Here is a 25,845-nt window from a genome sequence, read left to right on the forward strand (position 1 = left end):
GCTGCCGCTGCACGGACGAGCAGATTGCGCGTTACCAGGCCAAGCTGTCGGGCCCGCTGCTCGACCGCATCGACCTGCAGGTGGAAGTGTCGCTGCTGCCGCCCGCCGAGATGCTGGCGCAGCCCGATGGCGAGTCGTCCACCGCCGTGGCCGAGCGCGTGGCCGCGGCCCACGCGCGCCAGCTGCAGCGCCAGGGCTGCGCCAATGCCGCGCTGCAGGCGGCGCAGCTCGGCAGCGTCTGCGCCCTGGACGCGCGCAGCGCCGGCTTCCTGCAGCAGACCGCGCAGCGCCTGGGCTGGTCCGGCCGCGCGCTGCACCGCGTGCTGAAGGTTGCGCGCACGGTGGCCGACCTGGCCGGCGCGGACGCCATCGGCGTGCCGCACCTGGCAGAGGCGCTGCAGTTCAGGCGCGCGCTGCCGGGCCGCTGACGCCCGGCTGGCAATGCATGCGCCGCCGGCTGATGCCGGCCGCGAGCAAGGCGGTGGCGATCAGCGCCACCGTGCCAGGCTCCGGCACCGTGGCGGTCGGGCCCGCGCCGGCGTCCTCGATCTGCCACGCGAAGAAGGCCCGCTGCCCGAAGTGCTTGTCCTCGAAGGCCGACAGTTGCGCGATGTTTCGGGTCATGCTCAGGCTGACTTGGTGGACACCGGCGCCGCCCAGCCCATAGGTCCTGGAGCCCGAGTCGCCGGGCCGGTAGTAATCGATGAGCACGCCATCGACCACCACGCCGAAGGAGCCGCCGATCGGATCCATCAGCGGGTCGTTCGTCACGCTGAAGTCCAGCGAGAAGAGGCTGTCGACCGTGGTCTCGAAGCGGTAGGTCCATTGATTGCCGACATAGGTCACCTGCCCGCCGCCGAAGAAGTTGTTGTGCCCGCCGGCCTGGATGTCCCAGCTCAGCGTGCCCTGTGACGGCCCGTTCCAGTCGCTTTCCAGCCCGATGTTCGCCAGCGCCAGCACACTGCCGTCCGGGGTCGTCGAGTAGGCCGACGCCTGGATGCGCGCATCGGTCAGCGGGTCGGACGGCGCGAAGATTTGCGTATCCTGGACGGCGGTGACGCGCCGGTCCGCCTGCGCGCTGGCGACCAGGTTGATGCGGGACGCGAGGGCCACCGGTCCGGCCGCCGCGCCGGGCCCGAACACCGCGCCCAGCAGCAACATCGCCAGTGGCAGAAGCCGACGCCAGGCAGCCCCAGGCGCGGCACCGATGGCGCCCGGGTGGACGGCCGTGGCGTCCTGGGGTATGAGGCTGAACGTGGGCATGAGGTCGGCTCCGAAAGGTGTCTGCTGGTACAGACGCCCTGCGACCGCCGGCTGCGCCACGGCCGGCGTGACAAACCTCACGCAGCCCTGCGCGGCGCGCCGCCGCCCACGGCAGGCCGCAGCCTGATCAGAGCAATGCCGCCAGCGCCCGCGCCGCCGCGTCGCGCGCGCGGCCCTCGGCCTCGGCCCATGCCGCGAGCTGGTCGTCACCGATGCGGCCGACATTGAAGTAGGTCGCCTGCGGATGCGCGATGTAGAAGCCCGAGACGCTGGCCGCGGGCGTCATCGCCAGGCTCTCGGTCAGCCCCATGCTGATGTCGCCGGCATCGAGCACGTCGAACATCGCGCGCTTGACGCCGTGGTCCGGGCACGCCGGGTAGCCCGGCGCGGGGCGGATGCCGCGGTAGGCCTCGGCGATGAGCTGCTCGTTGCTCAAGCGCTCGTCGGGTGCGTAGCCCCAGAGCTCGGTGCGCACGCGCTGGTGCAGGCGCTCGGCAAACGCCTCGGCCAGGCGGTCGGCCAGGGCCTTCAGCATGATCGACGAATAGTCGTCGTGGTCGGCCTCGAACTGCGCCACCTTCCTGTCGGCACCGAGGCCGGCGGTCACCGCGAACAGGCCGATGTGGTCCTGGCCGCGTCCTTTAGGCGCTATGAAATCGGCCAGGCAGCGGTTCGGGCGCTTGACCCCATCGACCACCGGCCGCTCGGTCTGCATGCGCAGCGGGCGCCAGCGCAGCAGCACCTGCTGGCGCGATTCGTCGGCATAGACCTCGATCGTGTCGTCGTCCACCGTGTTGGCCGGCAGCAGCGCGATCACGCCGTTGGCCTGCAGCCAGCGGCCCTCGATCGCGCGCTGCAGCAGGCGCTTGCCGTCGCTGAAGACGCGCTGCGCCTCGCTGCCGACGACCTCGTCACGCAGGATCTCGGGGAAGCGGCCGGCCAGGTCCCAGGTCTGGAAGAACGGACCCCAGTCGATGCACGCGGCCAGTTCGGCCAGGTCGTAGTTGCGGAAGACGCGGCGGCCGATGAATTTCGGCGCCGGTGGCAAGGTCGTGGCCCAGTCGATCGGCGTCTTGTTGGCGCGTGCCTCGGCCCAGGGCACCAGCGGCGTGACCTTCTTGTTCGCATGTTGCTGGCGCACGCGCTCGTAGTCGGCCTTCAGCTCATCGAGGAAGCGCGTGGCGCGTTCGTCGGACAGCAGGTCCGAGCACACGCCCACCGAGCGCGAGGCATCGGGCACGTAGACCACCGGCCCTTCGTAGTGCGGCGCGATCTTCACCGCGGTGTGCACGCGGCTGCAGGTAGCGCCGCCGATCAGCAGCGGAATCTTCTTGATGCGGAACCAGTCGTCGCGCTGCATCTCGGCCGCGACGTGCTGCATCTCTTCCAGGCTGGGCGTGATCAGGCCCGAGAGGCCGACGATGTCCGCCCCTTCGACGCGCGCCTTGGCCAGGATGTCCTGGCACGGCACCATCACGCCCATGTTGATGACTTCGAAGTTGTTGCACTGGAGCACGACGGTGACGATGTTCTTGCCGATGTCGTGCACGTCGCCCTTCACGGTGGCGATCACCACCTTGCCCTTGGCCCGCACGTCGCCGCCGGCGGCCTCGAGCTGGCGCTTTTCTTCCTCGATGTAGGGCACCAGGTGGGCCACGGCCTGCTTCATCACGCGGGCGGACTTCACCACCTGCGGCAGGAACATCTTGCCGGCGCCGAACAGGTCGCCCACCGTGTTCATGCCGGCCATCAGCGGACCTTCGATCACGTGCAGCGGCCGGCCGCCCGAGGCCTTGATGCGCTGCCAGCATTCCTCGGTGTCCTCGACGATGAAGTCGGTGATGCCGTGCACCAGCGCATGCGCCAGCCGGGTGTCGACATCGTGCGCGCGCCAGGCGAGCTTGGTGCTTTCGTCCTTGGCCGCGCCCTTCACCGCATCGGCCACTTCGAGCAGGCGCTCGGTGGCGTCGGGCCGCCGATTGAGCACCACGTCCTCCACCCGTTCGCGCAGGTCCGGGTCGAGCTCGTCGTAGACGCCGACCATGCCGGCGTTGACGATGCCCATGTCCAGACCCGCTCTGATCGCGTGATAGAGGAACACGGTGTGGATGGCCTCGCGCACCGGCTCGTTGCCGCGGAAGCTGAAGCTCACGTTCGAGACGCCGCCCGACACCTTGGCGCCGGGCAGGTGCTGCTTGATCCAGCGCGTGGCCTCGATGAAGTCGACCGCGTAGTTGGCATGCTCCTCGATGCCGGTGGCGATCGCGAAGATGTTGGGGTCGAAGATGATGTCCTCGGGCGGGAAGCCGACCTCCTGCACCAGGATGCGGTAGGCCCGGGCGCAGATCTCGGTCTTGCGCTGGAAGGTGTCGGCCTGGCCCTGCTCGTCGAAGGCCATCACCACGGTGGCCGCGCCATAGCGCCGCACCAGCGTGGCCTGGCGCTTGAACTCGACCTCGCCTTCCTTCAGCGAGATCGAGTTGACGATGCCCTTGCCCTGCAGGCACTGCAGGCCGGCCTCGATGACGCTCCATTTGGACGAATCCACCATGATCGGCACACGCGCGATCTCGGGCTCGCTGGCGATCAGCTGCAGGAAGCGCACCATCGCCGCCTGGCTGTCGAGCATGGCCTCGTCCATGTTGATGTCGATGACCTGCGCGCCGTTCTCGACCTGCTGGCGCGCCACCGACAGCGCGTCCTCGAAGCGGCCTTCGAGGATCATCTTCGCGAATGCCCGCGAACCGGTGACGTTGGTGCGTTCGCCGATGTTGACGAACAGGTGGCCTTCGCCGATGGACACCGGCTCGAGGCCGGACAGGCGCATCGGCGGCACGGCCGCGGAAGGGACGAGGGATTCGGAAGTCATGGCGCGGATCACCCAGAACGCAAGAAAGCGGAGGGTGAGCGCCGTTGCGATGCGATCCGGCCGGTAAGCCTGGATCGATACCCCGAGCCTGGCGGCGTTCAGGTCACGCCGTTGCAACGCTCCTCGGGAAAGTCCGGGATTCTACCGACGCGGCTTCACCGCTACACACCTTGATTACATGCACGAAGCCACGCGACCGCCGGAAGGACCTGGATCGCTGCGATGTAATCGCGGCATGAGAGCTTTGCTGACCAGCGCGGGCGTGCTGCTGGTGGCCGGCTGTGCCTCCCGCGCGCCGGCCCCGCCACCGCCCGCACCGGCCCCGCCGCCGGTTGTCGCCATCCCTGCGCCGCGGACGGAAGCCCGGCCAGCCCCTGCGCCCGCCCCAGCGCCTGCGCCCAAGCCCTCGCCACTGGCGGCCGAGCAGCATTGGCTCGAGCAGCTGTTCGAAGGCACGCCGGTGCGCATCAGCAGCGAGACCGACGGCGGCGCCCTGCAGCTGCTGGTGCCGATGGCGTTCTCGTTCGAAGCCGATTCACCGAAGCCCAAGCCCGCGCTGCAGGCGGTGCTGGACAAGCTGGGCCAGAGCCTGAAGCGGCAGCCGGCCAGCAAGCTGCGCATCAACGCGCCGGGCCCGACCGCGCGGGCCCTGGCGGCGCGCCAGCACCTGCTGTCGCGCGGCGTAGCCGCGCACCGCGTCGAGGCCGGCAGCAGCGCCAGCGGCGGCGACGTGATGCTGCGCCTGAGCGTGGCGGCTGCCATGCAGACGCGCGAACCGGACTCGGCCGCGTCAGCCCGACTGCAGGCCACGCAGAGTCACTGACAGGGCGGACCGTCGAGCGCTCTGATCGAGGCCAGCGCGGTCACGCGTTGTTGCGCGTCGATCAGCGCGACGAAGAAGCTGCGCAGGTCAGGGGTGGCGCGGCCGCAGGGATCGGCTCCGATCGCAGGGATGCGAGGAAAGCCGGTGTTGGTGCCGATCGTCAGGCCCGCGCTGACTGGATCGAATCGGTTGCGCGGGCTGAATTCGAAGGCCACGGACTGCGCCGCCTCCACGATGAGGCCTTCGGCCGCGATCTCGAGCCGCCGATCTGCCACGCCGGCGCGCAAATAGGTGCCACCCCCGTCCAAGCCGCGCAGATCGGCATTCACCATGTCGAAAGGCAGGGTCAGACCTGCCGACCATGCGTCTCCCGGGATATGAACTTCCCACTTCGAAAGCACCGGCAACACCATTTCGCCGCCGGGCTCGGCCGCCAGCGACGGCGACTGCAATGCGTGCACTGCATCGCGTAGCGCCGAATCCAGGTAGCCCCGCCCGGCAAAGTCCTGGAGGGTGCCGCTGCGGGGTTGCAGCGCTAGAAGCAAACGGCCGGATTGCTCCAACGCCCAGGCGACAAAGGTGTCGCCTTCGTATCGCTTGACACTGCCCTTGATTCGCAGCATCGGCAGTTTCTGCCGCCCGCCAAGCTCATTGGCATACACACCGTCGAACGCTTCGGTCCGGGGCCAACTGAAGAGCTCTGACCAAGCATCCCAGACGACAAGGCGCGTATTGTCGGTCGGCACGAGCGACGTGGAAGGAAGCGCCCCCGGCATCACCGTCGACCGCTTCAGATCGGCCCAATCCGCCAGAACCACGGCACTCCAGCTACCCAGCAGCGGCAGCCCCGCCTCCAGGTTTTCACTGCCGGCCAGGAACTCCGGCAGAAATCGGGCGTCGGCCCGAGCCGCGAGTTGACGCTGAACACCTTGCGTCTGTGCGGCCGCGGCATTTGGGCCGAGATCGGCCGGATAGCGCGCCAGCAGCTCGGCCAGGGTTTGACCCCGCGCACTGCCGGCAATCAGCCGGACGAAGGACTCCGTGAGGGGTAGTACGACAAGATCGTTGACCGAAAGCGCCGACCCCAGGTTGAGCGTCGCCACGGCCCGCGCGCGACTGTGCGAAAAGACACTGGCGCGCTCGGCATCCGAAAGCGTCGGGAAAGCCGACACAACCGCCTGCCGATTGCGTACCGCAAGATAGTCGGCCAAGCCAATTCGCGCATCAAGCACCGCCGGAGCCGATTCGGCGTCAGCGGTCGGACGCGTGACCGGCGCATCCGCGTTCCCGCCGCCGCACCCGGCAATCAGCGCTGCAGCCATGAATGGTGCCAGCGCCCGGCGCATAGGATCGATCATGTGTGCCTCCCTGAAGGGACACAGCATACAGGCGTTAGAGCCGCCGCAACAGCTCCGATCCGGTGCGGCTGACCTCGATGCGGCCGAGGCCGTGCTTCAGCTCGATCTGGCAATGGCCCGGGCGCTCGCGCAGGATGCGTTCGATGAACTGCAGGTTCACGATGGTCGCGCGGTGCACCTGCAGGAACAGCTGCGGGTCGACCCAGGCCTGCACGCTCTTGAGGGAGTCTTCGATCAGGTGCACGCCCTCGCGGGTGAGCACCTGCGTGTAGCCCGGCACGGCGTGGAAGCTGGCGATGTCGGACACCGCCACCAGCCGGGTTTCGCTGCCGCGCGTGACGCGCAACCAGCGCGGCGCCGGCGTCGGGGCGGGGGCCGTGGCGGGCGCCGGCACCGGCGCGGCGGCGCCCCCGCGCAGCCGGGACTTCAGGCGCGCCACGGTTTCCCCCAGGCGCTCGGGCTCCAACGGCTTCACGAGGTAGTCGATCGCGCGCTGGTCGAAGGCGGCCAGCGCGTGGTGGTCGTAGGCGGTGACGAACACGATCTCGCCATCGAAGCCGGCCTCGCGCAGCCGGCGTGCGGCCCCCAGGCCGTCCAGGTGCGGCATGCGGATATCGAGGAACACGATCTCGGGCCGCTGCGCCAGCGCCGCGGCCAGCGCCTGCTTGCCGTCGGCGGCTTCCGCCACCACCTGCAATTCGGGCCACACGCGGGCCAGCGCTTCGCGCAACTCGGCGCGCAGCAGCGGTTCGTCGTCGGCGATCAGGGCACGCATGGTGGGCGGGAGGATGGCCTTGCAGGGGCGTGGCGGGTTCGTCAGTCGTGGGAACCGGGCGGGACCTCGCAGGGCACCACCAGCACCGCCTCGCAGCCGGGCTGCGCATTGTGCAGCTGCAGCCACGCGCCATCGCCATGCAGCAGGCGCAGGCGCTCGCGCAGGTTGGCCAGGCCGGTGCCGCCGCTGCCGGGTTCGGCGCCGAGGCCAGGGCCGTTGTCGCGCACGGTCAGGCGCAGCACCTCGCCCTCCTGGCGTGCGGCGATCAGCAGCCGCAGGGCGGCGCCATCCTCGGGCAGGCCGTGCTTGACCGCGTTCTCCACCAGGCACAGCAAGGCCCCCGGCAGCAGCGGAAAGGCCAGCCAGCGCGCCGGCACGTCCAGCGCCAGCGTGATCTCGCGGCCCAGGCGTTCGCGCAGCAGGTCGAGGTAGGCCTGCACCAGCGCCAGCTCGTCGCCCAGCGGCAGGCGGTCGGCACGGAAGCTGGGCAGCACCAGCTTGAAATAACGGATCAGGTGATCGAGCATCTGCAGCGCCCGCGCGCTGTCGTGCTGCACCAGGTGGCGCAGGTTGGCGAGCGTGTTGTAGAGGAAATGCGGCTCGATCTGCGCCTGCAGCAGCTGCATCTGCGCCAGCACGCGCTCGCGTTCGAGCTGGTCGTGGTGCGCGCGGTCCAGCTGCTGGCGCTGCCAGGCGGTCCACTCCAGGCGGCGCATGCGCTCGTACAGCCAGAAGGCGGCGCCGATCAGGGCCCCGAGCAGCGGGGCGGCGAGCTGGCCGCGCTCCACCACCGGCCGGGCGAACACCGCATCGAGCGCGCGGCCGTGCGTCACCGCCAACGCGAACACCGTGGCGCGCAGCCCCAGCCAGCTGGCCAGGGACGGGCCCAGCAGCATCAGCCACAGCGGCGCGCGCGGCAGCTGGCGCAGCAGCACACGCGCCGCGGCCCCGCCGGCCAGCAGCATGGCCAGCACGGTGGGCAGCACCTGGTACACCGCGATGCGCGCATTGCGCGTGGCCATCACCACCACCAGCGCCGCCAGGCCGAGCGCCAGCAGCACCAGCCACGCGGTGTGGCGGCGCAGCTCGGGTGTCGCGATGTGGGTCTCAGGTCTGGACAAGGGTGAGCATTTCCACCTGCTGGTCCACCGGGAAGGCCGGCCCGGTGGCGAGGACGTCGATCACATTGGGACCCTCGATCGCGTAGTGTGCCGTGAGGTCGATGTCGAACTGCTGGCCGCGCTGCGCCAGCCAGTGGCCATTGACCTGCAGCAGCAGGTCGCCCGGTGCGGCCAGCCGCAACTGCAGAAGCGTGCTCGCCGGGCTGCTGCCAGCACCGAGACCGGGGTCGCGGTAGCGCAGGAACTCGAAGTCGTCACCGTCGTTGAAGCGCAGCGGCACCGGCCGCCGGCCCTTGCGCAGGCGGGCGGCGAGGTCCTCGCCGTCGATCGCGTGGCAGTCGAACGCGCCGTCGCGGCTGACAGCCTCGACCTCGGGGGCCAGGCCATCCGAGGCCTCGACAACCTCGCGTTGCCAGCCCTGTGCCATGCCGCCCAGGCAGGGCAGCAGCTTCAGGCGCGCGCTCTTGCCGCGCTCGGCCGCGGCGCTGCGGGCCAGCTCGGCGGCTTCGACGTACCACTGCGCCCAGGCGCGTCCGCGGTCCTCGCTGCCGGGCTGGTCGAGCCCGCGCTGCGCGACGATGTCCGCATCGATCGTCAGCGCCGCGGCGCCCACGTTGTCGAGCAGCCATTGCACGTAGGCGCGCAGGAAGACCTTGGCAGCGCGGCGGGTGACCGGGTCGCTGATCGTCGGCGCATAGCGGTCGGCGGGGACCGCGGTGCTGATGTTGACGGCGGCCAGCAGCGTGCGGCCGCTGCGGTGCACCCGTGCGAGCGCGTCGCAGGTCGGCCAGATCCAGTCCGCGCGCGCGCTGCCGCGCTCGATGGCGTCCCAGCGGTCGGCCGGCACGCTGCCGATCCGCCGGTGATCGGGGAACGGCGGCGCGCCGGGAGCAGGCTGCGCGCGGTAGCGCAGCACCGTGCCATGGGCGACCGGGCGCTCATCGACGCCGGGCGCCGATCGGTCCTCGTCCATTCACCGCTCCCATCGTGCCTGCATCGGCACGACTGTGCGGGCCGCAGCCGGCACCCGCCAGCAGTAACCCGGCGAACGGTGGATCGGGCCCGGCGAGCGGTGCGCTTCAGGCCGCGAGCAGCGGCGTGAACAGCGGGTCGTGCCGGCCACGCGGCCGGTAGCTGCCGACACGGCGCGCAATCTCGGCAATGTGCTCGGGCGTGGTGCCGCAGCAGCCGCCGACGATGTTCAGGAATCCGCTCTTGGCGAAGTCTTCCAGCATCGCGCCGGTGACGGCCGGGGTTTCGTCGAAGCCGGTCTCGCTCATCGGGTTGGGCAGGCCCGCATTCGGATAACAGCTGATGTACGTGTCATCCGCCACCTTGGCCAGTTCCTCGATGTACGGGCGCATCAGCGTGGCACCGAGCGCGCAGTTCAGCCCCACCGCCAGCGGCCGCGCGTGGCGCACCGAATGCCAGAAGGCCGACACGGTCTGGCCCGAGAGGATGCGGCCCGAGGCATCGGTGACGGTGCCGGAGATGATCACCGGCAGTCGTTCGCCGGTGGCTTCCATCAGCTCGTCGAGCGCGAAGATCGCCGCCTTGGCGTTCAGCGTGTCGAAGATGGTCTCGACCAGGAACAGGTCGACGCCGCCTTCGAGCAGGCCGCTCGCCTGCTCGTGATAGGCCGCGCGCAGCTGCTCGAAGCTGACGTTGCGCGCACCGGGGTCGTTGACGTCGGGGCTGATGCTGGCGGTGCGCGGCGTCGGGCCGAGCGCGCCGGCCACGAAGCGCGGTTTGTCGGCCGAGGCGAAGGCGTCGGCGGCCTGGCGTGCGATGCGGGCGGCCGCCACGTTCAGCTCGCGCGCGATGTGGCCGAGGCCGTAGTCTTCCTGCGCGATCGAGGTCGCGCCGAAGGTGTTTGTCTCGATGATGTCGGCACCGGCCGCGAGGTAGGCGCGGTGGATCTCCAGCAGCACGTCCGGCCGCGTCAGCGGCAGCAGGTCGTTGTTGCCCTTCAGGTCCTTGCCGTGGTCCGCGAAGCGGCTGCCGCGGAAATCGGCCTCGCCGAGCTTGTGGCGCTGGATCATCGTGCCCATCGCGCCGTCGATGATGACGATGCGCTGCTGCAGCAGCTGGGGCAGCGCGGCGGCGCGGGTGTAGGCAGGGGTGGCGGTGGCAGGCATCGCGCGATTGTAGGAAGCACCGCGCCGCCCAGGGCGTGACGGGGTCTACAGGCTGGCCATCGGCTGCGTGTCCTGGAACAGCGAGGAGCGGAACTGCGCTTCCGGTCGCTCGCCATCGTCCAGCGCCCACAGCCCCAGCGCACGCGCCGACATCGGCTTGGCGAACAGGTAGCCCTGCAGCTCGTCGCAGCCGATGTGCACCAGCGCGTCGCGCTGCGCCTCGGTCTCGACGCCCTCGGCCACCACGCGCAGGTTCAGCGCATGCGCCAGGTTCACCAGCGCCTTGACGATGGAATGCGAATCCGCGCTGGCGGCAATGTCCTGCACGAAGGAGGCGTCGATCTTCAGCTCGGCCGCGGGCAGCCGGCGCAGGTAGGACAGGCTGGTCTGGCCGACGCCGAAATCGTCGATCGACACGTGCAGCCCGGCCTGGCGCATCTTGTCGAAGGTGCGCTTGGTGATCTGCGTGTCCTCCATCGCCACCGATTCGGTGATCTCGCAGGTGAACCGGCCCGGCTGCAGCTTGTGCCGCAGCAGCGTGCCCACGAGCCGGTCGACCAGGTCGTCCTGCCGCATCTGGTAGGGCGAGATGTTGATCGCCACGCGCATGCGCAGGCCCTGGTCGCGCCATTCGGCGGCCTGGCGGCAGGCGTCTGCGATGACCCAGTCGCCGATCGGGCCGATCAGCCCGTGGCGCTCGGCCATCGGGATGAAGACCATCGGGCTGACCAGTCCGCGCTTCGGGTGGTGCCAGCGCAGCAGCGCCTCGGCAGCGGTGATCTGCAGGCTGCGGGCATCGACCTTGGGCTGGAAGTACAGCTCGAACTCACCCTTGGCCACCGCCTGGCGCAGGTCCTGCAGCAGTTCGGCCTGCTCGCGGCCATCGACGGCCATGCGCGGCTCGAACACCATGTGGTCGCCGCCGCCGGCCAGCTTGACGGCACGCATCGCACTGTTGGCATGGGACACCAGCAGCGGGCGGGAACCGTGCTGCGGATAGGCGGCCAGACCGATCGAGCAACCGAGCGCGATGTCGTCCCGGGAGCCGAGCCGGTACGGTCCGACCAGCGCCTTCACCAGCCGGGCGGCGAGCTCGCTGGCCTCGTTCAGCGGGCGTGGCAGCAGCAGCAGGAACTCGTCGCCGCCCATGCGCGACACCACGGCGCCGGCACCCGCCAGCTCGAGCAGGCGCTTTGCCGCCTGGGCGATCACGCCATCACCGCCGCCAAAGCCGAACGAGTCGTTGACGCTGCGAAAGTTGTCCAGGTTCACGAACAGCACGCACAGGCTGCCCTGGCGCTGGTCGCAGCGATTCACCGCCTCGTCCAGCGCGGCATCGAAGCGCGGGCGGCCGACCAGCCCCGGCAGCGCCAGGCCCTCGCCTTCCTCGATGCGGGTGTTGGCCGCCTCGAGCCGTGCGCCGGTGCGTTTCAGGCGCCACGCCAGCAGCCCGATGCTGAGCAGCAGCGCCGCCAGCACCAGCAGGCTCGGCCACAGCCAGGCACTGGCGGCCGGCGTCGATGCGGTGATCGTTTCCATCACTTTGTGGATCGGCCGGCGCGCGCCGAGCTTGATGGCGCCGCAGCCGCGAAAAGCGAGAAGATCTGCCGGCGCGGCGCCGGCCCCGGCCGATCAGGCCGTGCCGAAGCCGATGGACCGGCGCTGCCGCACCTCGGGCTTCACGCGGTGCTCGCCTTCAAGCTGCGACAGGAACTCGTCGGCCGCCAGCGGCCCACCCAGCAGTTCGGCCTGGCGCTTGACCGCGGCGAAGTCGCCCGGCGTCAGCAGGTCCAGCGCGACCAGGCGCTGGCGCTGCTCATCGTCGATCGCGGTGCCGGCGGGCAAGGCCTCGGCGATGAACATCGCCTCGCGCTGCGCGGGGTTCAGCGGCAGGAAGCGCAGCTTGAAGGTGAAGCGGCGCAACGCGGCTTCGTCCAGGTCGTCGAACAGGTTGGTGGTGCAGATGAAGATGCCGGCGAAGCGTTCCATGCCGGCCAGCATCTCGTTGACCTCGGTGACCTCGTAGTGGCGCTCAGCGCGGCGGCGGCTGCGCAGGAAGCTGTCAGCTTCGTCCAGCAGCAGCACCGCCTGCTCGGCCTCGGCCTCGGCAAACATGCGCGCCATGTTCGATTCGGTCTCGCCGACGAACTTGCTGACCAGATCGCTGGCCAGGCGGATCATCAGCGGCCGCGACAGCGCCTGCGCGATGTGCTCGCCCAGCGCCGTCTTGCCGCTGCCGGGCAGGCCATGCAGGCACAGCGTGCCGTGGCCGCGGCGGCGCAGCGCCTCGACGATGCGATCCACCGGATAGCGCGTCTCCAGGTTCAGCAGCGACAGGTCGTAGCGCGTGACCACCGGCCGCGCACGCGCCCCGGCGGCCTGGCCCAGCGCGCGGTCGGCATTGGCCAGCTGGCGTTCGATCAGCGCCTCCACCTGCTCGCGCTCGCCGGCCAGGCGCGCGAAGCGCACCGCGGTGCGGATCTGCGCCGGCGTCAGCCCGCGCCGTTCGGCCAGCTTGGCGACGAAGCCAGCGCTCACCTGCTCGCCATCCAGCGCGCGCTGCACCAGCGTCTGGCGGGCGCCCGGCGGCGGCGACTTCAGCTCCAGGTGGTACTGGAAGCGGCGGCGGAACGCGGGGTCGATCTGCTCGATGCGGTTGGTGATCCAGATCACCGGCACGCGGTTGGTCTCGAGGATCTGGTTGACCCAGGCCTTGCCGCTGACGCTGGCCGAGGGACCGGGATCGTTGCCGCTGGCGTCGAGCCGCGCCATCCACTGCGCGGCATCGGCCGACAGCGGAGGGAACACGTCCTCCACCTCGTCGAACAGCAGCGCGACGCCCGGGCTGCCCTTGAGGAACACCTGGCTGATCTGCAGCGAGCGGTAGCGGTCGCGGCCGGAGAGCGAATTGCCGTCGCGGTCGGCGTATTCCACCTCGTACAGCACCAGGCCGGCGGCCTGCGCGCAGACCTTGGCCAGCTCGGTCTTGCCGGTGCCGGGCGGGCCGTACAGCAGCACGTTGACGCCATGCGCCTCGGTCGCCGCGGCCTGGCCCAGCAGGCGGGTGAGCATGCGCACGTCATCGGCGACGAAGGCGAAATCGGCGGGCGTCAGCTCGCTCTTGCTGGCCGGGCGGGTGAACACCGCCATCAGCTCGTCCGGGCCCTTGTACTCGCGCATCAGCACCGGCGGCAGCTGCTCGCTGACCTTCATCAGGTCGGCCAGGTCGGTGATGTTGTGCTCGGAGATCAGGTTCTCGACCATGCCGATGCGCTCGAGCCGGCTGCCGGCGCGCAGCGCCTCGGCGACTTCGCGCTCGTCGACGCCGGCCACCGCGGCGATCGCGGCATAGGCCTGCTGTGCGTTCGACACCTTGAACTCGACCAGCAGCCCGCGCAGCTCGCGCTGGTAGCGCGCCAGCGTGCCGTACAGCAGCAGCGCACGCTCGGCCGGGTTCAGCTGCAGCAGGTTGGCCAGCGCCTCGATGTTCTTCTGCACCAGCGTGGACTGCTTCTTCAGGTCGCGGCCCAGCCAGTCGCAGGTGGCCGAGAGCACCGCCGCCAGGTCTTTCGGCGCGTCCTTGACGTACTCGTCGAGGTAGAAGAACAGCGTGCCCTCTTCATATGGCCCGCGCCACTGGCCATGGCGTTCGATGAAGGCGGCGTCGCTCAAGGCGGCATGGCCGCGCCACAGCGCATTGCCCTCGCAGCGCTTGACCAGGTAGGCGCGCAGCCGGCCCAGCGCGCTGGCGGGCCACACGAGGTGGCGGCCGACCAGCGAGAGCAGGCCGCCCCAGTCACGCCGCAGGTTGAACTGGCCGGCCTGCGCGCGCGTGAGCGTCAGCACGAAATGCGAGCACAGGCGGTCCAGCACCGGCGCCTGGGCCAAACCCGGCGACGGAATCCACTGCGCGCTGCTGTTGTGCACCTTGACGACCATCTGCGCTCCGGCCGATGGCGATGGGGACGGTCCCCGGCCCGGCGTTCAGCGGATCTTGGCGCAGCCGGCTGCGGCCGGCAAGCGAGAACCGCACCGGCCCGGTGCTGCGCCGGACCGGCGTGTGTTCAATGCAGCACGAGCGGCTGCTGCGCCAGCACCGTGAAGCGACCGATGAATTCGTCCATCGCTTCCTCGGTGGGGTCGCTGTCGACCAGCGCCTGCACGCCCTGCTGGAAGCTGGCGGCGACGTCGCCCTGCAGGAAGATCTCCTTGCGCGCGAGCTTGTCGACGATTTCGAAACCGCCGCGCGGCGGCACGGGATCGCCCTCGATCACCGGTTCGGCGCCCGGCACCTCGAAGGCGACCACGACAAAGCTGTCCGAGTTGTAAAGCATTTGCATGGGGGGTCTCTCCTGAGCTCCCAACTGGCGCCGGGCGGCCGGAATTCAAGGCGCGGGTTCTGCCGCCAGCCACCACTCCAGCGCTTGGCCACCCCGCAGCGGCGTCAGCCGCAGCCGCACCGGCCAGTGGCCACGCGCCGGGTCCAGCCAGGCCTCGACGCGCTGGTCTTCCAGCCGCTCGGGCTCGCGCTTGAGGTACAGCGCCTCGACCGGGCCGAGCGGGCCGTCGACCGTCTCCTGCCCCTGCAGCCGGAAGGTCCAGAGCCCGGCGCCGCCGCGCGCACCGGAGACGAACAGCGTCACCTCCGGCAGCGGCGCATGGCCGGCGGCGCGCGCCGCGCGGTAGATGCCGGCCAGCTGCACCACCCAGCCCAGGCGGTCCTGCGCACCGGGCCAGGCCGGGTATTCGACCGGCGGGCCGCTGAAGCGGATGCGGTGGCTGTCGCGGTCGAAGATCGCCGACGGCCGGCCGCGGCCACGCCGCCGATCGGTGAAACGCTCGGGGGCCAGCCCGTGGCCGTCGAGCTGGCCGCTGCTGCGCTGGTCCAGCAGCCACAGGCCCTTCAGGCTGGCCTGGAACTCCAACGTGTAGCGCTGCTCGCCCTCGGGCTGCCACTGCAGCCGCGCCTCGCCTTGCGCGGCGCCGCGCCGCAGCTGGTACTGCAGCCGGGTGGGCGGCGGCAGCTGGGTGGCGTACAGCGGGGGCGGTCGATCGGTGCCGGTGCCGGCGAATTCGGTGTCGCTGTCATCGGCGCCGGGGACCGCGGGCTCACTGGCGGCGGGCGCGGCCAGCGGCGCAGGGGCGGCCGCCGGCGCGCTGGCACTTGCTCGTGGCGCTGCCGTCGCCAGCACCGTGGGCCGCAGCCGCTCGGGCCGCGGTGGGTCGGTCGGCGCGATGGCCGTCGCGGTAGCCGCCGTGGGCACCGCCGGCGGCGCAGCCGGCGCGCTCGTCGGCACGGCCTCGATGTGCGTCAGCTGCAGGGCCGCATGTGGCCGCGCGCCGGGCTGCCACGCAGTGGCCGCCGGCAGGCGCCACAGCCCGGCCAGCCACGCATGCGCCAGCAGCACCAGCAGCCCGACCACCACGGCACGCCGACGCCGCGCCATCGTCGGGCGCGGCAGGGCGGACAGCGGAAGCAGGCCGGGGCTCATCGCACAATACTGCCACCACCCTCCGCTCCCGATGAAACTCGCCACCTACAAGGACGGCTCGCGCGACGGCCAGCTGGTCGTCGTCTCGCGTGACCTGAGCCAGGCCCACTACGCCACCGGCATCGCCACCCGGCTGCAGCAGGCGCTGGACGACTGGAACTTCGTCTCGCCGCAGCTGCAGGACCTGTACGTCACGCTGAACCAGGGCAAGGCGCGCCATGCCTTCGCGTTCGAGCCGCGCCAGTGCATGGCGCCGCTGCCGCGCGCCTACCAGTGGGCCGACGGCTCGGCCTACCTCAACCATGTGGAACTGGTGCGCAAGGCGCGCGGCGCCGAGGTGCCGGCTTCGTTCTACACCGACCCGCTGATGTACCAGGGCGGCAGCGACGACTTCCTCGGCCCCTGCGACGACGCCTGGTTCGGCAGCGAGGCCTGGGGCATCGACTTCGAGGCCGAGGTGGCGGTGATCACCGGCGACGTGGCGATGGGCGCCTCGCCCGAGCAGGCGCTCGAAGGCGTGCGGCTGCTGATGCTGGCCAACGACTGGAGCCTGCGCAACCTGATCCCGGCCGAGCTGGCCAAGGGCTTCGGCTTCTTCCAGAGCAAGCCCGCCACCGCCTTCAGCCCGGTGGCGGTGACGCCCGACGAGCTGGGCGAGGCCTGGGCCGGCGGCCGCGTGCACCTGACGCTGCAATCGAGCTGGAACGAGCGCCGCGTCGGTCTGTGCGAGGCCGGCACGGAGATGAGCTTCCACTTCGGCCAGCTCATCGCCCACATCGCCAAGACGCGCAACGTGCGCGCCGGTTCCATCGTCGGCTCGGGCACGGTCAGCAACCAGGACTGGTCGCATGGCTACTCGTGCATCGCCGAGAAGCGCGCGATCGAGACGATCGAAGACGGCGCGCCGAAGACCGAGTTCATGCGCTTCGGCGACACCATCCGCATCGAGATGAAGGGCCGCGACGGCCTGAGCCTGTTCGGCGCCATCGACCAGCGCGTGGCCGGGCCCGAGGACCTGGCGCCGCCGGCCGAGCCCGACGAGCCCGGCGAGGACAGCGCCCCCGCGCCAGCGTGAACGATTCGACGTTTCGGGCCCTGGCTTCACGAGGGGCCGCCCCGCGCTGACGCCGCGCTAGCGTTCGCCTAACGGGCGCTTCCTATCGTGCAGCCATCCACTCACCGGAGGCCATGATGAAGCACCCGATCCGCACCCTGACCCGCCTGGCGCTGCCGCTGCTGCTGTCGGCCTTGCCGCTGCTGGCGCGCGCCCAGAACTACGAGGCGATGATCCAGCGGCAGATGCAGGCGATGAACCAGAACATCGCGCGCGGCCAGCAGATGGTCAACAACGTCGTGCAGCAGCGCATGCAGGACCCGTCGGTGCAGGCCGGCTACCAGCAGTACCTGCAGCAGATGGCCGCGGCCGGCCGCCAGCCGATGAACTACCAGACCTACGCCTACTACCACGTCTACACCAACGGCTTCAGCGCGCAGGGCATGGCCCACATGCGCAACACCGAGTCCGGCATCCAGGCGCGCGAACAGGCTTCGTGGCAAGGCTGGCAACAGGCCCAGGCGCAGCGCGGCCAGGCGCAGCAGGCCTGGCGCGACGGCTACTACCGCAACCAGCAGGAAGCCGGCCGCGGCCTGATGGGCCAGAGCACCTACACCGCCGGCAACGGCAGCACGCAGCAGCTGCCGCACACCTGGCAGCGCAACACGATGAACGAGTACCAGGGCCAGACCTACTACGTCGACGCCAGCGGCCAGTACTTCCAGCGCGGCGCCGACGGCTACTGGTATCCGCTGGCCTGGCGCTGAACCCTGCGCCAGGTGCAACAGCCTGTTGACGCAGCAACAGGCCGCTGGCGGATTCATGGCATCGTATGCCGATGACCGAATCTCGCGCTCCTCTCCCTTCGCACCCGCTGCGCCGCCGCCTGGCGGCCATCGCCACCAGCCTCGGCCTGATCGCCCTGGCGCCCGCGCTGCACGCGCAGGACAAGGCCGCGGCTGACGGCAGCTGCCCGCCGGTCGCCCAGCCGCCCACCGCGGCGCAGATGCAGGCCGTGCAGCGCCAGGCCACCGACCACGGCTTCCTGTGGCGCATCAGCAAGGAAGGCCGCAGCTCCTACCTCTACGGCACGCTGCATGTCGGCAAGCTGGCCTGGACCGTGCCCGGGCCCAAGGTGCTGGAAGCGCTGATGGCCAGCCGCACGCTGGCGCTGGAACTCGACCTGATGGACGAGAAGATCGTCGCCGCGCTGGCCGCGCCGGCCGCCAGCAGCGCCGCCGCGGCACCGGCGATGCCCGAATCCTGGCAGCGCCGCCTGGCGCGCCAGCTGGAGGCCGCCTGCCTGCCCGAACAGGCGCTGGCCGGCCAGCATCCGGTCATGCAGGCAGTGACGCTCACCGTGCTGTCCGGCCGGCGCGACGGACTCGACCCCGCCTACGCGCAGGAGTTCGTGCTCAGCGGCGTGGCGCGGGCCGCCGGCAAGGCGGTGGTCTCGCTCGAGAACCCCGAGCAGCAGATGGCCGCGCTGATGCCGTCCGAAGCCGCGCAGGCCAAGACCCTGGCCGACGAGACCCTGACCCAGCTGGAACAAGGCCGCGCCCGCGCCACGCTGCTGCGCGTGGCCAGCGTGTGGGAGCAGGGCAACCTGGACGACCTGACGCAGTACGAGCGCTGGTGCGACTGCGCCAGCACGCCCGAAGACATGGCCTACCTGCGCCGCCTGAACGACGAGCGCAACGGCCCGCTGGCCGAGCGCATCGACGCGCTGCACACCGGCGGGCAGACCGTGTTCGCGGCGGTCGGCTCGCTGCACATGACCGGCCCGCAAGGCCTGCCCCGGCTGATGGCGCAGCGCGGCTACAAGGTCGAACGCGTGGCGTTCAAGCGACCCTGAAGGACGACCCCGGGCTGACTTCGCCGCCTCGTGCGGCTAGGATGCCAGGCAGCTCTCCACCACCACAGGATGCCGCCATGGCCGACCCGACCGCCGCCTTCGCCAAGCTCGTGCCGGGCTTCGATTTCCTGCAGGGGCTGGTGAAGAACGCCGGGGCCGCGCTGCCCAACGTCGGCCAGTGGGTGGCACCGACGCTGAACCCCGAAGAACTGGAAAAGCGCATCGAGGAGCTGCGCACCGTGCAGTTCTGGCTCGAGCAGAACGCGCGCATGCTGGGCGCGACGATCCAGGCGCTGGAAGTGCAGCGCATGACGCTGTCGACGCTGAAGACGATGAACCTGTCGTTCGGCGACCTGACCGAATCGCTGAAGATCCGGCTGCCCGAAGCGGGCCCGGCGGCGGCACCGGCTGGCACGGCGGCGCCGGCCCCCGCACCGGCGCCGGCACCGCGCAAGGCCAAGGCCAGGGCCGCGGCCCAGCCACTGAAGCCGGAAGTGCCGGCCGGCGTGGTCGACCCGATGCAGTGGTGGGGCGCGCTGACCAAGCAGTTCACCGAGCTGGCCACCAACGCGATGAAGGACACCGCGACCGACGCGGCCAAGACCCTGGCCACGACGATGGTCAAGCAGAGCTTCGATGCCGCCGGCGAGACGCTGAAGAAAGCGGCCGCCATGCCCGGCGCGATGGCCAAGACCGCCGCCTCGGCGGCACAGAAGGCCGCCACGGTGGCAGCCGGCGTGGCACGGGCGCCGGCCGCCGGCGCGGCAGCGGCCACGCGTGCGGCGGCGGCGCCGCGCAAGCGCAGTGCCGCCAGGCGCTGAGCCCCCGCCCCTTCACCGCCGCTGGCGCTGCGCCGCATGAACCCCTTCATCGCCGCCCATGCCACGCACCCCGATGCGGGCATGGCGCTGGCCCTGGCGGCGGCGCAGGTGGATGCGCAGCGCGCCGCGCGCAGCGGCGGCTTCCAGCCGACGCTGTGCTTCGTGTACCTCACCGACCACTTCGGCGCGCACGCCGAGGCCCTGCTGGCCGAGCTGCGCCAGCGCTGGCCCGGCAGCACCTGGGTCGGCGCCACCGGCATCGGTGTCATCGCCAGCGGTGCCGAGTACATCGACGCGCCGGCACTGTCGCTGCTGCTCACCGAGCTGCCGGCCTGGGGCTTCCAGGTCTTCAACGGCCGCCAGCCGATGGACGCCGCGCTGGCGCACAGCGCGCTGGTGCATGCCGATCCGAACACGCCGGACGTCGCCGAGCTGATCACCGAGTTGAGCGAACGCACCCGCTCGGGCTACCTGTTCGGTGGCCTGGCCAGCGGCCGCGGCCGCGCGCCGCAGATCGCCGATGGCGTGTTCGACGGCGGCCTCTCGGGCGTGGCCTTCGGCGCCGATGTCGCGCTGCTGTCGCGCGTCACCCAGGGCTGCCAGCCGGTGGGGCCGACGCGCCGCATCACCGCCTGCGATCGCAACCTGGTGCTGGCGCTCGACGGCCAGCCGGCGCTGCCGCAGCTGCTGGCCGACCTGGGCCAGACGCTGGACCGCCCCGAACCCGCGCTGCGCGCGATGCGCAACACGCTGGTGGGCCTGGGTGACGCCGGCGACGCGATGCTCGCGCGCGGCGGGCAGTTCGGCACCGACACCCGGGTGCGGCACCTGATCGGCATCGACCCTGCGCGTGAAGCGGTGGCGGTGGCCGACCTGGTGCAGCCGGGCGAGCAGCTCGCGTTCTGCCGCCGCGACACCGAAGCCGCGCGGCGCGACCTGGTGCGCATCTGCAGCGAGATCCGCGACGAGGTCGAGGCCGATGCGCCGGTGCCCGCGCTGCATGGCGCCGGTGGCGAAGCGCCGGCCTCGCGCATCGCCGGGGCGATCTACATCTCCTGTGCCGGCCGCGGCGGCCCGCATTTCGGCGGCCCGTCGGCCGAGGCCCTGATCGTGCAGCACGCGCTGGGCGATGTGCCGCTGACCGGCTTCTTCGCCGGCGGCGAGATCGCGCACCACCACCTCTATGGCTACACCGGCGTGCTGACGGTCTTCGTGCGCAACTGAAATCGGCGCGGGTTTTCCGCGAAGAACTTTCATGGCCGCGCCCGATGCGCGCGCGGCGGGGGCTGCACTAGACTCGTCCCGCCCGGCCTTCGCCGATCCCCCCGCGCATGAACGCCCCACACGACCCCGCGGCCCCGAGCCGCGACGAGCGACTCGCGCGCCAGCAGCAGGTGCTGGCCGCACTGCAGCCGCTGCTGCCCGCGCATGCGCTGCTGGCCCGCCGCGAGGACACCGCGCCCTACGAATGCGACGGCCTCACCGCCTACCGCGAAACGCCGCTGCTGGTGGCGCTGCCCGAGACCGAGGAGCAGGTCGCCGCGGTGCTGAAGGCCTGCCACGCGCTGCAGGTGCCGGTGGTCGCGCGCGGCGCGGGCACCGGCCTGTCGGGCGGCGCGATGCCGCATGCGCTGGGGCTGACGCTGTCGCTGGCCAAGTTCAACCGCATCGTCAAGGTCGATGCCTTGGCGCGCACGGCCGTCGTGCAGTGCGGCGTGCGCAACCTCGCCATCAGCGAAGCGGCCGCGCCGCACGGGCTGTACTACGCGCCCGATCCGTCGAGCCAGATCGCCTGCACCATCGGCGGCAACGTGGCCGAGAACTCCGGCGGCGTGCACTGCCTGAAGTACGGCCTGACGCTGCACAACGTGCTGAAGGTGCGCGGCTTCACGATCGAGGGCGAGCCCGTCACCTTCGGCAGCGACGCGCTCGACACGCCGGGCCTGGACCTGCTGCCCATCGTCGTCGGCAGCGAGGGCATGCTGGCGGTCACCACCGAGGTCACCGTCAAGCTGGTGCCCAAGCCGCGGCTGGCGCGCTGCATCATGGCCAGCTTCGCCGACGTACGCGCGGCGGGCGACGCGGTGGCCGCCGTCATCGCCGCCGGCATCATCCCGGCCGGGCTGGAGATGATGGACAAGCCGATGACCGCCGCGGTCGAGGACTTCGTGCATGCCGGCTACGACCTCGACGCCGCGGCAATCCTGCTGTGCGAAAGCGACGGCACGCCGGATGAGGTGGCCGAGGAGATTGCGCGCATGCAGGCCGTGCTGGCCGGCTGCGGCGCCACGCAGCTCACCGTCAGCGAGAACGAGGCGCAGCGCCTGAAGTTCTGGAGCGGACGCAAGAACGCGTTTCCCGCCTCGGGCCGCATCAGCCCCGACTACATGTGCATGGACTCGACCATCCCGCGCAAGCGCCTGGCCGACATCCTGCTCGCGATTGCGCAGATGGAAGACAAGTACGGCCTGCGCTGCTGCAACGTGTTCCATGCCGGCGACGGCAACCTGCACCCGCTGATCCTGTTCGATGCCAACGACCCCGACCAGCTGCACCGCGCCGAGCTCTTCGGCGCCGACATCCTGGAGACCAGCGTCGCGCTGGGCGGCACCGTCACCGGCGAGCATGGCGTGGGCGTCGAGAAGCTCAGCTCGATGTGCGTGCAGTTCGCGCCCGCCGAGCTGGAGCAGATGCGGCAGCTGAAGGCGGCCTTCGACCCGCTGGGGCTGCTGAACCCCGGCAAGCTGATCCCGACGCTGCAGCGCTGCGCCGAGTACGGAAAGATGCATGTGAAGAAGGGCCTGCTGCCCTTCCCCGAACTCGAAAGGTTCTGACGCCGATGAGCGACCCCGTGCTGCAGAACCTGGTGGACCGCGTGCAGTCCGCGCGCGCCGACGGGCACCCGCTGCTGATCCGCGGCGGTCACACCAAGGCCTTCTACGGTGAGGCCTTGCAGGGCCAGCCGCTGGACATCCGGCCGCTGGCCGGCATCAGCAGCTACGAGCCGAGCGAGCTGGTCGTCACCGTGCGTGCCGGCACCTGGCTGGCCGACCTGGAGGCCGCGCTGGCCGACCAGGGCCAGTGCCTGCCCTTCGAGCCGCCGCACTATGCGCTGGGCGGCACCGTGGGCGGCATGGTGGCCGCGGGCATCGCCGGGCCGGCGCGCGCCAGCGTCGGCGGCGTGCGCGACTACGTGCTCGGCGCCACGCTGCTGAACGGCCGCGCCGAGGTGGTGAGCTTTGGCGGCACGGTGATGAAGAACGTGGCCGGCTACGACGTGGCCCGGCTGCTGGCCGGCTCGATGGGCGTGCTGGGCGTGATCCTCGAGGTCTCGCTGAAGGTGCTGCCGCGCCCGCCGGCCACCGCCACGCTGCGCTTCGAGCTCGACGAGGCCACCGCGCTGCGCAAGCTCAACGAATGGGGCGGGCAGCCGCTGCCGATCTCCGCCAGCGCCTGGTGGGACGGCATGCTGGTGCTGCGCCTGTCGGGTGCCGCGGCGGCCGTGCAGGCGGCCGAGAAACAGCTGGGCGGCGAGCCGGTCGAACCGGCCATGGCCGCCCCGTTCTGGCAGGGCCTGCGTGACCACCAGGACGAGTTCTTCACCAAGGCCCAGGCCGCCGTGCAGGCCGGCGCCACGCTGTGGCGGGTGTCGGTGCCGCAGACCGCGCCCACGCTCGACCTGCCGGGCAACCCGGCCCACGAGCGGCTGATCGAATGGGGCGGCGCGCAGCGCTGGGTCGTCACGAACGCACCGGCTCTGGTGCTGCGCGAAGCCGCTGCCCGGGCCGGCGGCCATGCGGTGGTGTTCCGTGGCGACAAGAGCCCCGGCGTCTTCGCGCCGCTGGCGCCCGCGCAGCTGGGCCTGCAGCAGCGGCTGAAGAACGCCTTCGACCCCGAGCACATCTTCAACCCCGGCCGCCTGTACCCGGACCTCTGAGCGCATGGACGACACCGGCCTGCGCGCCATCCACCACTGCCGCCTCGTCGACGAGCGGCTGGCCACCTCCGGCCAGCCGAGCGAGGCGCAGCTGGGGCTGATCGCCCAGGCCGGCTACGAGACCCTCATCAACCTGGCGCTGCACGACGACCCGCGCTACTCGCTGCCCGACGAGGCCGGCAGCGTGGCCGCGCTGAACATGCGTTATGTGCACATCCCGGTGGCCTTCCGCGCGCCGAAGCGGGAGGACCTGCTGCGCTTCTTCGACGCGATGGACGCTCACATCGGGCGCAAGCTGTGGGTGCATTGCGCGGCCAACTACCGCGTCAGCGCCTTCCTCGGGCTGTACAACGCCCTCCGCCTGGGACAGCCGCCCGAGCGGGCCTTCGCGCTGATGCGCGAGATCTGGCAGCCCGACGCCACCTGGCAGCAGTTCATCGACGAGCAGCTGCTGGCCGGCTACTACGCCCGCCGCGCGGCCGAGTACGACCAGGTCTACCGCAAGCCCGAGCGCCAGGCCGGCCTGCGCCAGCTGGAGGCCGCGCTGCCGGCGCTGTTCGACGGCCGGCGCGTGCTGGAAGTCGCCTGCGGCACCGGCTGGTGGACGCCGCATGGCGCGGCGCGCGCCCGGCACTGGCTGGCCACCGACCTGAACCCCGAGACGATGGCGGTGGCGCGCAGCAAGCCGATGCCCGCCTGTGTCGAGTTCCGCACCGCGGATGCCTACACGCTGGCCGAGGTCGCGCACGAGACTTTCGATGCCGCGTTCGCCGGCTGCTGGTGGTCGCACGTGCCCTTGTCGCGCCTGCCCGGCTGGCTCGACGCGCTGCATGCGCGCCTGGCTCCCGGCGCCCGCGTCGTGATGCTGGACAACCGCTACATCGAGGGCAACAGCACGCCCATCGCCCGCCACGACGACGAAGGCAACGGCTACCAACTGCGCCGCCTGGCCGACGGCTCGACCCACGAGGTGCTGAAGAACTACCCCAGCGTCGAGCACGCGCGCGCACTGCTCGGCGCGCGGGCCGCGCGTGTGCAGTGGACCGACTTCCCGCACTACTGGCTGCTCGACTACACGCTGGCCTAGAACAACATGCAGACCACCCTCGCACCGCAGTACAAGGGCACGCCCGAAGGCGATGCCGCCGAAGCCATCCTGCGCCAGTGCGTGCACTGCGGCTTCTGCACCGCCACCTGCCCGACCTACCAGCTGCTGGGCGACGAGCTCGACGGGCCGCGCGGCCGCATCTACCTGATCAAGCAGGTGCTCGAGGGCCAGGCGCCGACGCGCGCCACGCAGAGCCACCTGGACCGCTGCCTGACCTGCCGCAACTGCGAATCCACCTGCCCCTCGGGCGTGCGCTACGGCGAGCTGGTGGAGATCGGCCGCCATGTCGTCGAGCAGCAGGTCGAGCGGCCCGCGGGCGAACGCGTGGTGCGCTGGCTGCTGAAGGAAGGGCTGACCTCGCCGCTGTTCGGCCCGGCGATGGCGCTGGGCAAGCTGGCGCGGCCGCTGCTGCCCGCCGCGCTGAAGGACAAGGTGCCCGGTGCCACGCACCCGCGGGCGAAGCTCTGGCCGCAGACCGTGCACCCGCGCAAGGTGCTGCTGCTGATGGGCTGCGTGCAGCCGGCGATGCTGCCGAACATCAATGCCGCCACCGCCCGCGTGCTCGACGCCGCCGGCATCCAGACCCTGTTGGCCGACGAAGCTGGCTGCTGCGGCGCCATCCGCAGCCACCTGAACGACCGCGAAGGCGGCCTGGCCGATGCGCGCCGCAACATCGACGCCTGGTGGCCGCTGGTGCAGCGCGGCGAGGTCGAGGCCATCGTGATGAATGCCTCGGGCTGCGGCGTCACCGTCAAGGACTACGGCCACGCACTGGCCCGCGACCCGGACTATGCCGACAAGGCGCAGCGCGTCAGCACGCTGACGAAGGATTTGTCCGAGCTGCTGCCCGACCTGGTGCCGCTGCTGAAGGACAAGCTGCAGCCGCGCGACGTGCCGCGCCGGCTGGCCTACCACCCGCCCTGCACGCTGCAGCATGGCCAGCAGCTCCGGGGCGGGGTCGAGACCGCGCTGGCCGAGCTGGGCTTCACGGTGCAGCTGGCGGCCAGCGAAAGCCACCTGTGCTGCGGCTCGGCCGGCACCTACTCGGTGCTGCAGCCGGCGCTGTCGCACCAGCTGCGCGACCGCAAGCTCGGCCACCTGGCCGCGCTGCAGCCCGAGGCCATCGTCTCGGCCAACATCGGCTGCATCCAGCACCTGCAGTCGGGCACCGCCACGCCGGTGCAGCACTGGGTCGAGGCGCTCGACGAAGCGCTGGCTGCCGCCTGAGCCC

General features: G+C 71.2%; 22 protein-coding genes and 1 riboswitch. Of the genes, 11 read left to right on the forward strand and 11 right to left on the reverse strand.

The genetic code is table 11. From position 1 onward, the window contains the following. On the forward strand, positions 1 to 428 hold a 428-nt coding region (locus ACILR4_RS20625), incomplete at its 5' end, for an ATP-binding protein (protein ID WP_395702756.1). Here the strand turns inward: ACILR4_RS20625 and ACILR4_RS20630 are convergent. Continuing rightward, on the reverse strand, positions 403 to 1,263 hold the full coding sequence (locus ACILR4_RS20630) for a PEP-CTERM sorting domain-containing protein (protein ID WP_395702757.1): 861 nt from the start codon (positions 1,261 to 1,263) through the stop codon (positions 403 to 405). The two genes, ACILR4_RS20625 and ACILR4_RS20630, sit on opposite strands and share 26 nt — an antisense overlap. A gap of 127 nt (positions 1,264 to 1,390) precedes the next feature. Next, complete coding sequence (metH, locus tag ACILR4_RS20635; RefSeq protein ID WP_395702758.1) at positions 1,391 to 4,132, reverse strand: methionine synthase; 2,742 nt, start codon at positions 4,130 to 4,132, stop codon at positions 1,391 to 1,393. Positions 4,133 to 4,161: 29 nt separating this feature from the next. Beyond that, a riboswitch (S-adenosyl-L-homocysteine riboswitch) is annotated at positions 4,162 to 4,263 on the reverse strand. A 104-nt stretch (positions 4,264 to 4,367) separates the two neighbouring features. Here metH and ACILR4_RS20640 point away from each other — a divergent pair. Continuing rightward, on the forward strand, positions 4,368 to 4,955 hold the full coding sequence (locus tag ACILR4_RS20640) for a hypothetical protein (protein WP_395702759.1): 588 nt from the start codon (positions 4,368 to 4,370) through the stop codon (positions 4,953 to 4,955). Here the strand turns inward: ACILR4_RS20640 and ACILR4_RS20645 are convergent. The 9 genes from ACILR4_RS20645 to ACILR4_RS20685 form a co-directional block, all read right to left on the reverse strand. Beyond that, the gene (locus ACILR4_RS20645; protein WP_395702760.1) at positions 4,949 to 6,313 is read right to left on the reverse strand and encodes a hypothetical protein; all 1,365 of its coding nucleotides are present in this window, start codon (positions 6,311 to 6,313) and stop codon (positions 4,949 to 4,951) included. The two genes, ACILR4_RS20640 and ACILR4_RS20645, sit on opposite strands and share 7 nt — an antisense overlap. 34 nt (positions 6,314 to 6,347) lie before the next feature. Then, a complete protein-coding gene (locus ACILR4_RS20650) occupies positions 6,348 to 7,088 on the reverse strand; it encodes a LytR/AlgR family response regulator transcription factor (RefSeq protein ID WP_395702761.1) in 741 nt (246 codons plus the stop codon). A gap of 41 nt (positions 7,089 to 7,129) precedes the next feature. Then, positions 7,130 to 8,209 (reverse strand): sensor histidine kinase, encoded by a 1,080-nt coding sequence (locus tag ACILR4_RS20655; RefSeq protein WP_395702762.1) that lies wholly within the window; start codon positions 8,207 to 8,209, stop codon positions 7,130 to 7,132. Further along, a complete protein-coding gene (locus tag ACILR4_RS20660; protein ID WP_395702763.1) occupies positions 8,196 to 9,182 on the reverse strand; it encodes a hypothetical protein in 987 nt (328 codons plus the stop codon). Before ACILR4_RS20660 ends, ACILR4_RS20655 begins: the two co-directional genes overlap by 14 nt. Before the next feature lie 106 nt (positions 9,183 to 9,288). Further along, positions 9,289 to 10,347: a homocysteine S-methyltransferase family protein gene (locus ACILR4_RS20665; protein ID WP_395702764.1), complete on the reverse strand. Its 1,059-nt coding sequence runs from the start codon at positions 10,345 to 10,347 to the stop codon at positions 9,289 to 9,291. Between the two features lie 45 nt (positions 10,348 to 10,392). Further along, positions 10,393 to 11,886 carry a putative bifunctional diguanylate cyclase/phosphodiesterase gene (locus tag ACILR4_RS20670; RefSeq protein ID WP_395702765.1) on the reverse strand — a complete coding sequence of 498 codons (1,494 nt, stop codon included), beginning with the start codon at positions 11,884 to 11,886 and terminating at the stop codon, positions 10,393 to 10,395. Between the two features lie 93 nt (positions 11,887 to 11,979). Continuing rightward, positions 11,980 to 14,286, reverse strand: a complete 2,307-nt coding sequence (locus tag ACILR4_RS20675) for an ATP-binding protein (protein ID WP_395702766.1) — start codon at positions 14,284 to 14,286, stop codon at positions 11,980 to 11,982. Between the two features lie 125 nt (positions 14,287 to 14,411). Next, positions 14,412 to 14,687 carry a DUF3567 domain-containing protein gene (locus tag ACILR4_RS20680; RefSeq protein ID WP_395702767.1) on the reverse strand — a complete coding sequence of 92 codons (276 nt, stop codon included), beginning with the start codon at positions 14,685 to 14,687 and terminating at the stop codon, positions 14,412 to 14,414. A 45-nt stretch (positions 14,688 to 14,732) separates the two neighbouring features. Then, entirely contained in the window at positions 14,733 to 15,839 is a 1,107-nt protein-coding gene (locus ACILR4_RS20685; protein WP_395702768.1) for a DUF3108 domain-containing protein, read from the reverse strand. 31 nt (positions 15,840 to 15,870) lie between these two features. Between ACILR4_RS20685 and ACILR4_RS20690 the strand changes: the two genes are divergently transcribed. The 9 genes from ACILR4_RS20690 to glcF all read left to right on the forward strand — a co-directional run bounded on the left by ACILR4_RS20690 (position 15,871) and on the right by glcF (position 25,841). Further along, positions 15,871 to 16,914 carry a fumarylacetoacetate hydrolase family protein gene (locus tag ACILR4_RS20690; protein WP_395702769.1) on the forward strand — a complete coding sequence of 348 codons (1,044 nt, stop codon included), beginning with the start codon at positions 15,871 to 15,873 and terminating at the stop codon, positions 16,912 to 16,914. A 116-nt stretch (positions 16,915 to 17,030) separates the two neighbouring features. After that, on the forward strand, positions 17,031 to 17,660 hold the full coding sequence (locus tag ACILR4_RS20695; RefSeq protein ID WP_395702770.1) for a hypothetical protein: 630 nt from the start codon (positions 17,031 to 17,033) through the stop codon (positions 17,658 to 17,660). Positions 17,661 to 17,731: 71 nt separating this feature from the next. Continuing rightward, positions 17,732 to 18,748 (forward strand): TraB/GumN family protein, encoded by a 1,017-nt coding sequence (locus ACILR4_RS20700; protein ID WP_395702771.1) that lies wholly within the window; start codon positions 17,732 to 17,734, stop codon positions 18,746 to 18,748. 77 nt (positions 18,749 to 18,825) lie between these two features. Next, positions 18,826 to 19,569, forward strand: a complete 744-nt coding sequence (locus ACILR4_RS20705; RefSeq protein WP_395702772.1) for a PhaM family polyhydroxyalkanoate granule multifunctional regulatory protein — start codon at positions 18,826 to 18,828, stop codon at positions 19,567 to 19,569. Between the two features lie 36 nt (positions 19,570 to 19,605). After that, positions 19,606 to 20,793 carry an FIST N-terminal domain-containing protein gene (locus tag ACILR4_RS20710; RefSeq protein ID WP_395702773.1) on the forward strand — a complete coding sequence of 396 codons (1,188 nt, stop codon included), beginning with the start codon at positions 19,606 to 19,608 and terminating at the stop codon, positions 20,791 to 20,793. A gap of 107 nt (positions 20,794 to 20,900) precedes the next feature. Then, positions 20,901 to 22,403, forward strand: a complete 1,503-nt coding sequence (locus tag ACILR4_RS20715; RefSeq protein ID WP_395702774.1) for an FAD-linked oxidase C-terminal domain-containing protein — start codon at positions 20,901 to 20,903, stop codon at positions 22,401 to 22,403. Between the two features lie 5 nt (positions 22,404 to 22,408). Continuing rightward, entirely contained in the window at positions 22,409 to 23,506 is a 1,098-nt protein-coding gene (glcE, locus tag ACILR4_RS20720) for a glycolate oxidase subunit GlcE (RefSeq protein WP_395702775.1), read from the forward strand. A gap of 4 nt (positions 23,507 to 23,510) precedes the next feature. Continuing rightward, positions 23,511 to 24,593, forward strand: a complete 1,083-nt coding sequence (locus tag ACILR4_RS20725; RefSeq protein WP_395702776.1) for a methyltransferase domain-containing protein — start codon at positions 23,511 to 23,513, stop codon at positions 24,591 to 24,593. A 6-nt stretch (positions 24,594 to 24,599) separates the two neighbouring features. Further along, entirely contained in the window at positions 24,600 to 25,841 is a 1,242-nt protein-coding gene (gene glcF / locus ACILR4_RS20730) for a glycolate oxidase subunit GlcF (RefSeq protein ID WP_395702777.1), read from the forward strand. Positions 25,842 to 25,845 lie beyond the last annotated feature (4 nt).

Origin of the sequence: Aquabacterium sp. (genome assembly GCF_044226965.1) — a bacterium.
GTDB lineage: Bacteria > Pseudomonadota > Gammaproteobacteria > Burkholderiales > Burkholderiaceae_C > Pseudaquabacterium.

What these genes read in the sequence shown, in the direction of transcription:
- ACILR4_RS20630 (WP_395702757.1), bottom strand. Translation starts at nt 1,263, where the DNA reads ATGCCCACGTTCAGCCTCATACCCCAGGACGCCACGGCCGTCCACCCG.
- metH (WP_395702758.1), bottom strand. Translation starts at nt 4,132, where the DNA reads ATGACTTCCGAATCCCTCGTCCCTTCCGCGGCCGTGCCGCCGATGCGC.
- ACILR4_RS20640 (WP_395702759.1), top strand. Translation starts at nt 4,368, where the DNA reads ATGAGAGCTTTGCTGACCAGCGCGGGCGTGCTGCTGGTGGCCGGCTGT.
- ACILR4_RS20645 (WP_395702760.1), bottom strand. Translation starts at nt 6,313, where the DNA reads ATGATCGATCCTATGCGCCGGGCGCTGGCACCATTCATGGCTGCAGCG.
- ACILR4_RS20650 (WP_395702761.1), bottom strand. Translation starts at nt 7,088, where the DNA reads ATGCGTGCCCTGATCGCCGACGACGAACCGCTGCTGCGCGCCGAGTTG.
- ACILR4_RS20660 (WP_395702763.1), bottom strand. Translation starts at nt 9,182, where the DNA reads ATGGACGAGGACCGATCGGCGCCCGGCGTCGATGAGCGCCCGGTCGCC.
- ACILR4_RS20665 (WP_395702764.1), bottom strand. Translation starts at nt 10,347, where the DNA reads ATGCCTGCCACCGCCACCCCTGCCTACACCCGCGCCGCCGCGCTGCCC.
- ACILR4_RS20670 (WP_395702765.1), bottom strand. Translation starts at nt 11,886, where the DNA reads ATGGAAACGATCACCGCATCGACGCCGGCCGCCAGTGCCTGGCTGTGG.
- ACILR4_RS20675 (WP_395702766.1), bottom strand. Translation starts at nt 14,286, where the DNA reads ATGGTCGTCAAGGTGCACAACAGCAGCGCGCAGTGGATTCCGTCGCCG.
- ACILR4_RS20680 (WP_395702767.1), bottom strand. Translation starts at nt 14,687, where the DNA reads ATGCAAATGCTTTACAACTCGGACAGCTTTGTCGTGGTCGCCTTCGAG.
- ACILR4_RS20685 (WP_395702768.1), bottom strand. Translation starts at nt 15,839, where the DNA reads ATGAGCCCCGGCCTGCTTCCGCTGTCCGCCCTGCCGCGCCCGACGATG.
- ACILR4_RS20690 (WP_395702769.1), top strand. Translation starts at nt 15,871, where the DNA reads ATGAAACTCGCCACCTACAAGGACGGCTCGCGCGACGGCCAGCTGGTC.
- ACILR4_RS20695 (WP_395702770.1), top strand. Translation starts at nt 17,031, where the DNA reads ATGAAGCACCCGATCCGCACCCTGACCCGCCTGGCGCTGCCGCTGCTG.
- ACILR4_RS20700 (WP_395702771.1), top strand. Translation starts at nt 17,732, where the DNA reads ATGACCGAATCTCGCGCTCCTCTCCCTTCGCACCCGCTGCGCCGCCGC.
- ACILR4_RS20705 (WP_395702772.1), top strand. Translation starts at nt 18,826, where the DNA reads ATGGCCGACCCGACCGCCGCCTTCGCCAAGCTCGTGCCGGGCTTCGAT.
- ACILR4_RS20710 (WP_395702773.1), top strand. Translation starts at nt 19,606, where the DNA reads ATGAACCCCTTCATCGCCGCCCATGCCACGCACCCCGATGCGGGCATG.
- ACILR4_RS20715 (WP_395702774.1), top strand. Translation starts at nt 20,901, where the DNA reads ATGAACGCCCCACACGACCCCGCGGCCCCGAGCCGCGACGAGCGACTC.
- glcE (WP_395702775.1), top strand. Translation starts at nt 22,409, where the DNA reads ATGAGCGACCCCGTGCTGCAGAACCTGGTGGACCGCGTGCAGTCCGCG.
- ACILR4_RS20725 (WP_395702776.1), top strand. Translation starts at nt 23,511, where the DNA reads ATGGACGACACCGGCCTGCGCGCCATCCACCACTGCCGCCTCGTCGAC.
- glcF (WP_395702777.1), top strand. Translation starts at nt 24,600, where the DNA reads ATGCAGACCACCCTCGCACCGCAGTACAAGGGCACGCCCGAAGGCGAT.